This window comes from Nocardioides panaciterrulae (assembly GCF_013409645.1).
In the GTDB taxonomy this organism is placed as follows: Bacteria; Actinomycetota; Actinomycetes; order Propionibacteriales; family Nocardioidaceae; genus Nocardioides; species Nocardioides panaciterrulae.
In genome coordinates this window covers 916,372-928,281 of sequence record NZ_JACCBG010000001.1, presented here as the reverse complement: position 1 = coordinate 928,281, position 11,910 = coordinate 916,372, and the positions used below count along the sequence as shown (strand labels likewise).

General features: G+C 75.1%; 12 protein-coding genes. 9 read left to right on the top strand and 3 right to left on the bottom strand.

Annotated features, from left to right (window positions below; all coding sequences use genetic code 11):
- Positions 1–28: 28 nt before the first annotated feature.
- Both BJZ21_RS04375 and BJZ21_RS04370 read right to left on the bottom strand, forming a co-directional pair.
- Positions 29–694 carry a LuxR C-terminal-related transcriptional regulator gene (locus BJZ21_RS04375; protein WP_179662632.1) on the bottom strand — a complete coding sequence of 222 codons (666 nt, stop codon included), beginning with the start codon at positions 692–694 and terminating at the stop codon, positions 29–31.
- Complete coding sequence (locus BJZ21_RS04370; RefSeq protein WP_179662631.1) at positions 691–1,980, bottom strand: ATP-binding protein; 1,290 nt, start codon at positions 1,978–1,980, stop codon at positions 691–693. The genes BJZ21_RS04375 and BJZ21_RS04370 overlap by 4 nt, the downstream gene beginning before the upstream one ends.
- A gap of 143 nt (positions 1,981–2,123) precedes the next feature.
- Here BJZ21_RS04370 and BJZ21_RS04365 point away from each other — a divergent pair, with 143 nt between their 5' ends.
- From BJZ21_RS04365 to BJZ21_RS04355, 3 genes are read left to right on the top strand one after another with little or no spacing between them, the layout of a single operon-like run.
- On the top strand, positions 2,124–3,272 hold the full coding sequence (locus tag BJZ21_RS04365; protein WP_179662630.1) for a PspC domain-containing protein: 1,149 nt from the start codon (positions 2,124–2,126) through the stop codon (positions 3,270–3,272).
- On the top strand, positions 3,269–3,559 hold the full coding sequence (locus BJZ21_RS04360; protein WP_179662629.1) for a hypothetical protein: 291 nt from the start codon (positions 3,269–3,271) through the stop codon (positions 3,557–3,559). Before BJZ21_RS04365 ends, BJZ21_RS04360 begins: the two co-directional genes overlap by 4 nt.
- Positions 3,556–3,765: a PspC domain-containing protein gene (locus tag BJZ21_RS04355; protein WP_179662628.1), complete on the top strand. Its 210-nt coding sequence runs from the start codon at positions 3,556–3,558 to the stop codon at positions 3,763–3,765. Before BJZ21_RS04360 ends, BJZ21_RS04355 begins: the two co-directional genes overlap by 4 nt.
- Here the strand turns inward: BJZ21_RS04355 and BJZ21_RS04350 are convergent.
- Positions 3,729–4,769 (bottom strand): glycerophosphodiester phosphodiesterase family protein, encoded by a 1,041-nt coding sequence (locus tag BJZ21_RS04350; protein WP_179662627.1) that lies wholly within the window; start codon positions 4,767–4,769, stop codon positions 3,729–3,731. The two genes, BJZ21_RS04355 and BJZ21_RS04350, sit on opposite strands and share 37 nt — an antisense overlap.
- 92 nt (positions 4,770–4,861) lie before the next feature.
- Here BJZ21_RS04350 and BJZ21_RS04345 point away from each other — a divergent pair, with 92 nt between their 5' ends.
- The 6 genes from BJZ21_RS04345 to BJZ21_RS20565 all read left to right on the top strand — a co-directional run bounded on the left by BJZ21_RS04345 (position 4,862) and on the right by BJZ21_RS20565 (position 11,908).
- Positions 4,862–5,413 carry a YbaK/EbsC family protein gene (locus BJZ21_RS04345; protein WP_179662626.1) on the top strand — a complete coding sequence of 184 codons (552 nt, stop codon included), beginning with the start codon at positions 4,862–4,864 and terminating at the stop codon, positions 5,411–5,413.
- A gap of 66 nt (positions 5,414–5,479) precedes the next feature.
- Positions 5,480–5,971, top strand: a complete 492-nt coding sequence (locus BJZ21_RS04340) for a DUF6328 family protein (protein ID WP_179662625.1) — start codon at positions 5,480–5,482, stop codon at positions 5,969–5,971.
- 101 nt (positions 5,972–6,072) lie between these two features.
- Positions 6,073–7,824 (top strand): ABC transporter ATP-binding protein, encoded by a 1,752-nt coding sequence (locus BJZ21_RS04335; protein ID WP_343051957.1) that lies wholly within the window; start codon positions 6,073–6,075, stop codon positions 7,822–7,824.
- Positions 7,821–9,572 (top strand): ABC transporter transmembrane domain-containing protein, encoded by a 1,752-nt coding sequence (locus BJZ21_RS04330; RefSeq protein WP_179662624.1) that lies wholly within the window; start codon positions 7,821–7,823, stop codon positions 9,570–9,572. The genes BJZ21_RS04335 and BJZ21_RS04330 overlap by 4 nt, the downstream gene beginning before the upstream one ends.
- A 430-nt stretch (positions 9,573–10,002) precedes the next feature.
- The gene (locus BJZ21_RS04325) at positions 10,003–11,037 is read left to right on the top strand and encodes an LLM class F420-dependent oxidoreductase (RefSeq protein WP_179662623.1); all 1,035 of its coding nucleotides are present in this window, start codon (positions 10,003–10,005) and stop codon (positions 11,035–11,037) included.
- A gap of 715 nt (positions 11,038–11,752) precedes the next feature.
- Complete coding sequence (locus BJZ21_RS20565) at positions 11,753–11,908, top strand: hypothetical protein (protein WP_218851292.1); 156 nt, start codon at positions 11,753–11,755, stop codon at positions 11,906–11,908.
- The last annotated feature ends 2 nt before the right edge of the window (positions 11,909–11,910 follow it).

Here is an 11,910-nt window from a genome sequence, read left to right as displayed (position 1 = left end):
GGATCGCCGGCCTCGGTGTGCCGCCGAATCAGAGCAGGCGGCGGTCCGAGGCCCAGCGGGTGAGCTCGTGGCGCGAGGACAGCTGGAGCTTGCGCAGCACGTTGGACATGTGGGTCTCGACGGTCTTGATGGAGATGAACAGCTCCTTCGCGACCTCCTTGTAGGCGTAGCCGCGGGCGATCAGCCGCATCACCTCCCGCTCCCGCTCGGTGAGCCGGTCGAGGTCCTCGTCGACGGCCGCCACGTCGATGGTGCCGGCGAAGGCGTCCAGCACGAAGCCCGCCAGGCGCGGCGAGAACACCGCGTCGCCGTCGGCGACCCGGCCGATCGCCCGGACCAGCTCGGGCCCGGTGATGGTCTTGGTGACATAGCCGCGGGCGCCGCCCCGGATCGTGCCGATCACGTCCTCGGCGGCGTCGCTGACCGAGAGCGCCAGGAAGCGGGTCCCCGGGACCGAGGTCGCGGTCCGGCGCATGACCTCCGCCCCGCCGCCGCCGGGCAGGTGGACGTCGAGCAGCACGACGTCGGGACGCTGGGCCTCGACCGCCGCCACCGCCTCGTCGACGTCGGCGGCCTCGGCCACCACGTCGACCTGGCCGGCCCCGCTCGCCGCGAGCTCGGCGCGCACGCCGCTGCGGAACATCGCGTGGTCGTCGACGACCACCACGCGCACCGGCACTCCGGGCTGGTTCATCCCTGGTCCTCCTGTCGGGTGCGGGCCGGGCGGGGCAGGTGCAGGCGCACCTCGGTGCCCTCGCCGACCGCGGACCGGATCTCGGCCGCGCCACCGTGGCGGGCCATCCGGTCGATGATGCTGTGGCGTACGCCGAGCCGGTCGTCGGGCACCGCCCCGGGGTCGAACCCGCGGCCGCGGTCGCGCACGAAGACGTCGACCGCGTCGGGTGCGACCTCGGCGTAGACGTCGACGCGCCCGGTGCCCGCGTGCTTGGCGGCGTTGGTGAGCGCCTCCCGGGTCGCCGCGACCAGCGGGCGCAGCGGCTCCTCGAGGTCGCAGTCGCCGACCGCGACCACGTCGACGGAGATGCCGTGGGCGTCCTCGGTCGCGGCCGCCGCCCGGCGCAGGGCGCTCGCCAGCGTGCTCTCGTCGGCGGACTCGCCCGCATAGAGCCACGAGCGCAGGTCGCGCTCCTGGGCGCGGGCCAGCCGGGCGACGGTCGGGCCGTCCTGGGCGTTCTTCTGGATCAGCGCGAGCGTCTGCAGCACCGAGTCGTGCAGGTGGGCGGCGACGTCCGCGCGCTCCTGGGTCCGCACCCGCTCGCCGCGCTCGGCGCTGAGGTCCGAGGCGAGCCGGTAGATCCACGGGCCGACCACGATCGCGATGCCCACCACGCCGAGCAGCGCCGACACGGCGACGTCGCGGGCGACCGCGACCGACCCCCCGCGATAGGCGAACAGGCTGAGCGAGGTGACCACCAGCGCGACGCCGGCGGCGAGCCGGCCGTAGGCGGCCCAGCCGCCGCTGCCGAGGACCACCCGGACCGGGTCGACCCGGCCGGTGGTGTCCCGCCAGCGCTCCCGCTGCGCCTCGTCGGCCTGGCGCCACAGCAGGGCGATGCCGACGACCCCGATGAACACCGGCCAGAAGATCGCGGCCCGCCCGAAGACCGCCTCGAGCGCCAGCACCGCGCCCAGCGCCAGCGCGGCCAGCGCGACCGCCGGGCCCACGTCGCCCAGCCGGCGGCCGCGGGCCGGCCGGCGGCCGCCGCGCGCGGCGCTCTCGAGGCCGGGCGCGTCCGCCTCGAACCGGGAGTCGGCCGGCAGCACCAGCCAGAGCCCGGCGTACAGCGCGACGCCCATCCCGCCGAGCAGCGCGGTCAGCACGAACCCGCCGCGGACCCACAGCACGGGGACGCCCAGGTGGCGGGCCAGGCCGGCGGCGACGCCGCCGATCACCGGCTCCTGCGCGTCGCGCGTGGCGCGGCGGACGCCGGCCGGTCCGGTCGCGGGTGCGCTGCTCATCTCGGCTCCATCGTCACACAGCAGGCGCCCGCTCCCCATGAGGACGAACCCTGAGCCGACCCCGAGACGTCGCCGCAGGCCCCGACCCCGGATCAGGGGCGTCCCCGATGGTGCGCGGGCGTCCGGGGCCGCAGGCTGGTGCCATGACCACCACACCACCCGAGGCGCCGGCCGCAGGACCCACCGGGGAGCCGCCCCGCGACGAGGGCCCCCGGGTCACCGCGGAGGAGGTCCGGGACCTGGGCCGCCTGCGCCGCAGCCGGACCGACCGGAAGGTGGCAGGCGTCGCCGGCGGCCTCGCCCGCCACCTCGACATCGACCCGGTGATCCTGCGGGTCGCCTTCGTGGTGCTGGTGTTCTTCGGCGGCGCCGGCCTGATCCTCTACGGCGCCTGCTGGCTGCTGGTGCCCGAGGAGGGCGCGGCCGCCGCTCCCCTGCACCTCGACGACCGCAGCCGCACGGTGGCGCTGGTCATCGCGGGCCTGGTCGCGGTGGCGGCACTGGTGGGCAACTCCTTCGGCCGCTTCGGCTTCCCGTGGCCCCTGGCCGTGGTGGCGCTGGTCGCGGTGCTGTTCCTGACTCGGCGCGACGCCAGGCGCGCGGGCGCGCCGGCTCCCCCGCCGCCGCCCGACGCGCCGGCGTTCGGCACTCCGGCCGGAGCGGCCTGGACGCCACCCCCGGCTCGGCCGCCGCGCCGCCGCGGCCCGGTGCTGTTCTGGTTCACGCTGGCGCTGATCGTCCTCGCCGAGGGCGCGCTCGGCACCGTCGACCTCGCCGGCGTCCACGTCGCCGGCTCGGCGTACCCCGCCCTGGCCCTCGGTCTGACCGCGGCGATGCTGCTGCTCGGCGCGTTCTGGGGGCGGGCCGGCGGCCTGATCCTCCTCGGGCTGGTCTCGGCCGTGGGCCTGGGCCTGACCAGCGGCGCCGAGCACTGGAGCGGCACCACGGTGCGGGCGCACCCGGGCACGGCGGCCGCCGTGCACGACAGCTACGCCGTCGACGCCGGCGAGGTCGTCCTGGACCTGACCGGCGTCTCGGACCTCGACGCCCTCGACGGCCGCACGGTGCGGGTCCGCGGCGACGTCGGTCACCTGGAGGTGATCGTGCCCGACGGTCTCGCCGTCCGCGCCCACGCCGAGGTGCACGGCCCCGGCGACATCCGGCTGTTCGGCGGCGACGACGGCGGCGTCGACATCTCGCGGACCGCCCGTGTGCCCGCCGGCACCGGCGCCCCCCACCTGACCATCGACGCCGACCTCTCCGTGGGCCAGATCGAGGTGCACCAGCGATGACCGACACGACGACGTACGACGACCAGCGACCCTCGGGCCGCCACCCCGTGAACGTGGGCCAGCTCGTGATGGGCCTGGCGTTCCTCGGCCTGGTCGCGGTCTGGGCGCTGGTCGAGACCGGCGTGGCCCAGGGCCACGACGTGCGCTGGCTGCTGCCGGTGCCGTGGGTGGTCGCCGGCGCCACCGGCCTGGTCGCGGCGACCCGGAGCAACCGCAACCGCCGGGCCAGCCACGAGACCGGCTGGGTCCGGCCCACCACCGACACCACCACCGAGGAGACCCGATGAGCAACGCCCACCCCACCCCCCACCCGCGCCGGCTGGCGCGCTCCCGCGAGGACCGGATGGTCGCCGGGGTCTGCGCCGGCGTGGCCGACCACCTCGGCGTCGACGTCACCCTGGTCCGGGTGCTGACCGTGGTCGCGACGGTCCTCGGCTTCGGCAGCGTGCTGGTCGCCTACCTGGCCGCGTGGGTGCTGATGCCGGAGGCCTGAGCCACCCACCGGTCCCGGGCCGCGAGCACCCGGTCGGGGTGGTCGGTGATCAGCCCGTCGACTCCGAGCGCGAGCAGGTGTCCGGCCTCGCCGGCCAGGTCACCGGCTCGGTGGGCCCCGGCGGGCGTGCGGAAGGCGGGCGCGAGGAACCGGTTCTCCGCGGCCAGCGTCCAGGCCCGGACCGTCAGCCAGTGCCGGTGCGCGTCGCGGACGACCTGGTCGCCGCGGCCGCCCAGCAGCAGGTGCTTGGCCGCCCCGATCCCGTCGGCGTAGTCCGCCACCGCGGCCAGCGCCTCGCGCGTGACCTGCTCGGGCCGGTCGAGCAGGCGCACGAGCGGCACGCGCGTGACGTCGGCCAGCCGGCGCAGCGGCTCCTCCTCCAGCGCCATCACGCTGACGCGGGACCGGGCGTGGTCGAGCCCGTGCCGCCGCAGGGCGTCGAGGACCAGCTCCTCCGGGGCGAGCCCGGCCCGGCGGAGGTGCCCGACGTGCTTGAGCTCCAGCAGCAGCCCGGCGTCGCGACCGGTGGCGGCCCGCCAGTCCGAGACCAGCGCCACGACGTCGGCCAGGGTGGCGACCGGGAAGCGCCCGTCGTAGGCCGCGCTGCCGGGGCGCAGCAGGATCATCCGCTCACGCGCCCGGAGCGTGCGCACCTCGGCCAGCGTGAGGTCCTCGACGAACCAGCCCGCGACCCGCGCCCCGTCCACCTCCCGGACCCGGCGCAGGTGCGCCAGGTCGGGCCGGTCGGCGACATCGGTCGTGAGGCTCAGCTCGAGGTCGTGGCGGACCACCAGGTGGCCGTCCCGGGTCGGCACCAGGTCGAGCTCGAGGTCGTCGACACCCGAGGCCAGCGCGAGCCGGAAGGCCTCCAGCGTGTGCTCGGGACGGTAGCCGCTCGCGCCCCGGTGCCCGGCGACCGACGGCGTGACGACCAGCGAGGAGGGCCGGGCGATGGGCGCGGCTCCGGGTCCGGGGACGGTCGGCGACAGCGGGATCGTGGTCACGGGCCCCAGCAGACCGGGCCGAGGTGTCACCGGCACGGTCACCACGTGAACCCCGGGTGACCGTCCGTCGACGACCGCGTCAGGATGGGGCGATGAGCCTGCCCACCCTCGGCGCCCTGACGTCGCTGCCCGCCACCGACCACCCGCAGCTGCTGGCGCCCCCGGTCGCCCGGTTCCTCGGCGAGTGGAAGCACGCCGCCGACGTGGCCGTGGTCGAGATCGACCCCGAGCTGGCCGACACGGCGGCGATGACCGAGGCCTACCAGGTCTCGCTGCTGGCGAGCGCGAACTGCGTGGTGGTCGCCGGCCGCCGCGGCGGCGAGGAGCGCACCGCGGCCTGCGTGGTCCGCGCCGACACCCGGGCGGACGTCAACAACCTGGTCAAGCGGTCACTCGACGTGCGCAAGGCGTCCTTCCTGGCCATGGAGCGGGCGGTCGAGGAGTCCGGGATGGAGTACGGCGGCATCACCCCGCTCGGCCTCCCGGAGGGCTGGCGGCTGCTCGTCGACGCGCGGGTCGCCGCCATCGACGTGGCGATCGTCGGCTCCGGCGTACGCCGCTCCAAGCTGCTGCTCCCCGGTCGGCTGCTCGCGGAGGTCCCCGGCGCCGAGGTCGTCGACGGGCTTGGCCTCGCCGCCTCCTGAGCCCGGCCGGGCTCGGGCGCCGCGAGCCGCGCGGCCAGGGGGCGCGGCGCTGCCATACTGGCGCCCGTGACGCAGGACGACGACTCCCCCGAGGCCCGCTCGGGACGCAACGAGACCGAGGAGGAGCGCCTCGACCGGAAGTGGGACGACCTGCTCCAAGAGCTGCGGGTCATGCAGACCAGCGCCCAGCTGACCGCGGGCTTCCTGCTGACGCTGCCGTTCCAGTCGGGGTTCGCCAAGCTCGACGACTTCCAGCGCGGCCTCTACCTGGCGCTGGTGCTGCTCGCCGCCCTCACAACCGCGATGGTGATGACGCCGGTCGCGGTGCACCGGCGGCTCTCCGGTGCGCACATCAAGGAGCGGGTCGTCGACAGCGGGCACCGCATCGTGCAGGCGGTGATCGGCATGCTCTCGCTGATGATCCTCGGGATCGTCACGCTGGTCTTCGACGTCGTGATCGACCGCACCATCTCGGTGCTGGTCGCCGCGTGCGTCGGGGTGATCCTCCTGCTGCTGCTGGTCGTGCTGCCCCGCCGGCTGATGCGCGCCTACAGCTGAGCACGCGTCCCCCTCCATCCCCGGGCGATCGCGCCCCCGGACCCCGTCGTACGACGGGAAAACCGGTGGCCCGGGAGGGCTGCGATCCGTAGCGTGGCCAGGTGCGCCCGCTCCCCCTCGACCACCCCGGGACGCCGGACCACCGCTCCCCGGGACGCCTCCTGTGGTGGATGGCCCGGCAGCAGTGGCGCACCCTGGTCGTGGGCATGGTCTTCGGCATCGTCTGGATGAGCGCGCAGGCGGTGATGCCGGCCGTGATCGGCCGCGCGATCGACCGCGGCGTGGCCGCCCGCGACGGCCGGGAGCTCCTGCTGTGGTCCGGGGTGCTGCTCGCGGTCGGCCTGCTGCAGGCGGCGAGCGGGATCATGCGGCACCGGTTCGCGGTGACGAACTGGCTCACCGCGGCCTACACCACCGTCCAGCTGGTGACCCGGCAGGCGGTGCGTCTCGGCGGCACCCTGCCCCGCAAGGTCTCCACCGGCGAGGTGATCGCGATCGGCACCAGCGACCTGTCCCACCTCGGGCAGGTCATGGACGTCTCGGCCCGGTTCGCGGGCGCGATCGTGTCGTTCCTGCTGGTCGCGGTGATCCTGCTGCACACCTCGGTCACCCTCGGCCTGGTGGTGCTGCTCGGCGTACCGGCGCTGATGCTGCTCGTCGGCCCGCTGCTGCGCCCCCTGCAGGAGCGCACCGCCCGGCACCGCGGCCTGATGGGCGAGCTGTCCAACACCGCCAGCGACATCGTCGCCGGGCTCCGGGTGCTGCGCGGGATCGGCGGCGAGCAGGTCTTCCACGACCGCTACCGCCGCGAGTCGCAGGCGACCCGGCGCGCCGGCGTGGAGGTGGCCCGGGTGCAGTCCCTGCTCGACGCGCTGCAGGTCTTCCTGCCGGGGGTCTTCGTGGTCGTGGTGGTCTGGCTGGGCGCGCGGTACGCCGTCGAGGGCCGGATCAGTCCCGGCGAGCTGGTGGCGTTCTACGGCTACTCGGCGTTCCTGATGATCCCGCTGCGCACCGCGACGGAGTACGCCAACAAGCTGATCCGCGGCCGGGTCTCGGCCCGCCGCGTGTGCCACGTGCTCGCGCTCGACCCCGACCACGCCGACCCGGCGGTCCCCGCGCCGTCGCCGCCCCTCGGCTCGGACCTGCACGACGTGCGGTCCGGGCTGCACGTCGGCGCCGGCCGGCTGGTCGCGATCGTCTCCGAGCAGCCCGACGAGTCCGCGCTGCTCGCCGACCGGCTGGGCCTGTGCGCGGCCGAGGTCGACGACGACGTCCGGCTCGGCGGGGTGCCGCTGACCGCGCTGCGGCACGCCGAGGTCCGCGCCCGGATCCTGGTCTCCGACACCGGCGCGACGTGGTTCTCCGGCCGCCTCGGGGACCGGCTCGACCTCACCGGCGCCGGCGACGTCGCCGCCGCGCTGGACACCGCCTCGGCCGCCGACGTGCTCGAGGCGCTGCCCGAGGGCCTGGACACGCACGTCGCCGAGCGCGGGCGCACCTTCTCCGGCGGCCAGCGCCAGCGGCTGGTGCTGGCCCGCGCCCTGGCGGCCGACCCCGAGGTGCTGGTGCTGGTCGAGCCCACCTCGGCGGTCGACGCGCACACCGAGGCCCGGATCGCCGCGCGGCTGCGCCGGCACCGCACCGGCCGGACCACCGTCGTGACCACGACCAGCCCGCTGGTGCTCGACGCCGTCGACGAGGTGGCGTTCCTGCGCGCCGGACGGGTGGTCGCGGTGGGCCGGCACGGCGACCTGCTCGACCAGGACCCGGCGTACCGCGCCGTGGTCACCCGGGAGAACGCACCCGACCCGGGCCGACCCGCGACCGGCCTTCCCGAGGAGGTGCACCGGTGAGCGCGCCCGACACCCGGCTGCCGGTGGCCGACACCCCCGCGGTGCGCAGGTACGCCGCCTCGATCGCGCGCCGCCACCCGCGGCTGCTGTGGACCGCGGTGGCGCTGCACGTGCTGGCCGCGCTCGCGGGGCTGGCCGCGCCGCGGCTGCTCGGCGACCTGGTGCAGTCGGTCGACGAGGGCACCACGGTCGGCCACGTGGACCGGGTGGTGCTGCTCCTGGCCGCGTTCCTGGTCGTGCAGACCGTGCTCACCCGCTACGCGCGCTACGTCAGCCAGGCGCTGGGCGAGCAGGTGCTCGCCGAGCTGCGCGAGGACTTCGTCGGCAACACCCTCGCGCTGCCCCTGGGGGTGGTGGAGTCCGCGGGCTCCGGTGACCTGCTGACCCGGACCGGCCGCGACGTGGACCAGCTCGGCTGGTCGGTGCGGATGGCGCTGCCGGAGTGGACCATCGCGGTGATCACCGCGGTCGTCACGTTCGTCGCCGCGGTCGGGGTCGGCTGGTGGGTGGCGCTCCCGTGCCTGCTCGGCGTGCCGCCGCTGGTGGCCGGGCTGCGGTGGTACCTCGCCCGCGCCAAGGCCGGCTACCTGCGCGAGAGCGCGTCGTACTCGCGGATCAACGCGACGCTCACCGAGACCGTCGAGGGCGCGCGCACCGTCGAGGCGCTCGGCACCGCCGGCGAGCGGATCCGCACCATGGACGACGACATCGGCGAGTCCTACCGCGCCGAGCGCTACACGCTGCACCTGCGCACGGTCTTCTTCCCGAGCATGGAGATCTCCTACCTGCTGCCGACGGTCGCCACCCTGCTGTTCGGCGGCTGGCTCTACACCCGCGGGCAGGTCTCGCTCGGCGACGTCACCGCTGCGACGCTCTACGTGCAGATGCTCATCGACCCCGTCGACCGGGTGGTCTCGATCCTCGACGAGCTCCAGCTCGGCGCCGCCTCGCTGGCGCGGCTGCTCGGCGTCGCGCAGGTGCCCGAGGACCGGGTGGCGACCGGTGCAACGCCGACCGGCGAGCAGCTGCGGGCCGAGGACGTGCGGTTCTCCTACGTCGAAGGCCGCGACGTGCTGCACGGCGTCGACCTCGAGGTCGGCGTGGGTGAGCGGATCGCGATGGTCGGTCCCTCCGGCGCCGGCAAGTCGACCCTGGGCCGGCTGCTGGCCGGCATCCACCCGCCGCGGACCGGCGCGGTGACCGTCGGCGGGGTCGGGCTGACCGAGCTGCCGCTGGACGACCTGCGCGGCCACGTGGCGCTGGTGACCCAGGAGCACCACGTCTTCGTCGGCACACTGCGCGAGAACCTCGTGCTCGCCCGGCCCGGCGCCTCCGACGCGACCGTGCGCGAGGCGCTGGACGCCGTCGACGCCCTCGACTGGGCCGACGCGCTACCCGAGGGGCTGGACACCCTGGTCGGCTCCGGCGGCCGGGCGCTCACCGCCGCCCAGGCCCAGCAGGTCGCGCTGGCGCGGCTGGTGCTCGCCGATCCGCACACGCTGGTGCTCGACGAGGCCACCTCGCTGATCGACCCGCGCGCCGCCCGGCACCTCGAACGGTCGCTGGCCGCGGTGCTCGAGGGCCGCACGGTGATCGCGATCGCCCACCGGCTGTTCTCCGCCCACGACGCCGACCGGGTCGCGGTGGTCGAGGACGGCCGAATCGCCGAGCTCGGCTCCCACGACGAGCTGGTCGCCGCCGGCGGCTCCTACGCCGCGCTGTGGGACTCCTGGCACGGCCGCGCCTGACGCGAGTCGGCGCTCGTTGACACCCCCAGCCCCGCCGAGTCGGCGCTCGTTGACACCCTCAGCCGCCGAGTCGGCGCTCGTTGACACCCCCAGCCCCGCCGAGTCGGCGCTCGTTGACACCCCCACCCGCCGAGTCGGCGCTCATTGACACCCCCAGACCCGTCGAGTCGGCGCTCGTTGACACCCCCAGACCCAGACCCGTCGAGTCGGCGCTCGTTGACACCCCCGGACCGTCGTACGGCGTCAACATGCGCCGACTCGGCGTACCCACGCGTCAACCAGCGCCGACTCGACGCACCCACGCGTCAACCAGCGCCGACTCGGCGTACCCACGGCGTCAACATGCGCCGACTCGGCGTACCCACCGCGTCAACCTGCGCCGACTCGGCGTCCTTGTGTCCGTGACAGTGGTTCTGTCAGGGTTGGCGGCATGAAGCTCTCGATGCCGCTGGTGTACGCCGGGAACCCGCGCCAGGCCGCCGACCAGGTCGCCGGGCTGGAGAAGGCGGGGCTGGACACGGTCTGGGTGGCCGAGCCGTACGGCTTCGACTCCCCCACGCTGATGGGCTACCTGGCCGCGAAGACCGAGCGGGTCGAGATCGGCGCCGGCATCCTCAACGTCTACTCCCGCACCCCCGGCGCGCTGCTGCAGACCGCCGCCGGGCTCGACAACGTCTCCGGCGGCCGGGCGGTGATCGGCCTGGGCGCCTCGGGGCCGCAGGTGATCGAGGGCTTCCACGGGGCGCCCTACGACAAGCCGCTGGGCCGCACCCGCGAGGTGATCCGGATCATCCGGATGGGCCTGCGCCGCGAGTCGCTGCGCAGCGACGGCATCTTCACGATCCCGCTGCCGGCCGACCAGGGGCTCGGCCTCGGCAAGCCGCTGAAGCTGCTCAACAAGCCCGAGCGCCCCGCCGTCCCGCTCTGGGTGGCCGCGCTCGGCGACAAGAACGTCGCGATGACCGCCGAGATCGCCGACGGCTGGCTGCCGTTCCTCTTCCATCCCGAGAAGGCCAAGGACGTGTGGGGCGCGTCGCTGGAGAAGGGGCTCGCGAAGCGCGACCCCGCGCTCGGTCCGCTCGAGACCAGCGCCGGTGGCATGGTCGCGATCGGCGAAGGCCCCGAGACCAAGGCGCTGCTGGACCTCATGCGCCCGATGTACGCGCTCTACGTCGGCGGCATGGGCGCCCGGGGCAAGAACTTCTACAACGACCTGGCCTGCCAGTACGGCTACGAGCAGGAGGCCAAGGAGATCCAGGACCTCTACCTCGACGGCCACAAGCGCGACGCGGAGGCGAAGGTGCCGCTGGAGTGGCTCGAGGCCGGCAACCTGGTCGGCCCCGCGTCGTACGTCCGCGAGCGGATCGCCGCCTTCCGCGAGGCCGGCGTGACCAGCCTGCAGGTCTCCCCCGCCACCGAGGACCCCGCGGCGACCATCGCCCAGGTCAAGGAATGGGTCTCCTGAGCAGGCTCCACCACCCCCGCAGGTACGACGTCCTGCGGGAGATCCGCACGCTGGACCCCGAGCACGACACCGACCGGATCGTGTGGCTGACCAGCCGGCTCGAGTTCCCGTGGGACTACACCCAGGGCACCGGCATCGCGTTCCTGCGCGACTACGGCGTCCCGTCGATCTCCCGGCTGCTGCAGCGCACCGCGCAGTTCGAGCGCGACGGCGTGAAGCGCTACGACGACACGCTGCTCTTCGCCGAGGAGGCCTCGGTCGAGGGCATCGACTCGGCCCGCTCCCACGCGGCGCTGCGCCGGCTGAACCGGATCCACGGGCACTACGACATCCCGAACGACGAGTTCCGCTACGTGCTGGCGACCACGATCGTCGGCCCGGTCCGGTGGATCGAGCAGTTCGGCTGGCGGCGGCTGGACCCCGTCGAGCTCGCGGCACTGGCCCGGTTCACCACCCGGTTCGGGCAGCTGATGGGGATCCGGGACCTGCCGGACACCTACGCCGGCTACCTCGACCTGCTCGCCTCCTACGAGCGGGAGCGGTTCGCCTACGACCCGGCCAACCGGCACGTCACCGAGGCCACGCTGCGGATCGCCCGGGCGACCGCGCCGGGGCCGCTCAGGCCCGTCGTACGGCGGGTCACGGTCGCACTGATGGACGAGCCGCTGCGCACCGCGCTGGGACTGCCCGGCCAGCCCCGCTGGCTCGAGGCGGCGTGCGCGCGGGGCTGCGCGCCCGGGCGCGGCTGCTGCGCCTGGCCCCGCCGCGGCGGACGGCGTACCACCACCGGCCCTCCACCTACCCGCAGGGCTACCGGCTCGGCGACCTCGGCCCCGCCTCGATGCTGGCGGACCTCAACCGGACCCGGTGACG

Coding starts and splice junctions, on each gene's coding strand:
- BJZ21_RS04355 (WP_179662628.1), top strand. CDS start 3,556: ATGAGCAACGCCCACCCCACCCCCCACCCGCGCCGGCTGGCGCGCTCC.
- BJZ21_RS04360 (WP_179662629.1), top strand. CDS start 3,269: ATGACCGACACGACGACGTACGACGACCAGCGACCCTCGGGCCGCCAC.
- BJZ21_RS04325 (WP_179662623.1), top strand. CDS start 10,003: ATGAAGCTCTCGATGCCGCTGGTGTACGCCGGGAACCCGCGCCAGGCC.
- BJZ21_RS04370 (WP_179662631.1), bottom strand. CDS start 1,980: ATGAGCAGCGCACCCGCGACCGGACCGGCCGGCGTCCGCCGCGCCACG.
- BJZ21_RS04365 (WP_179662630.1), top strand. CDS start 2,124: ATGACCACCACACCACCCGAGGCGCCGGCCGCAGGACCCACCGGGGAG.
- BJZ21_RS04375 (WP_179662632.1), bottom strand. CDS start 694: ATGAACCAGCCCGGAGTGCCGGTGCGCGTGGTGGTCGTCGACGACCAC.
- BJZ21_RS04345 (WP_179662626.1), top strand. CDS start 4,862: ATGAGCCTGCCCACCCTCGGCGCCCTGACGTCGCTGCCCGCCACCGAC.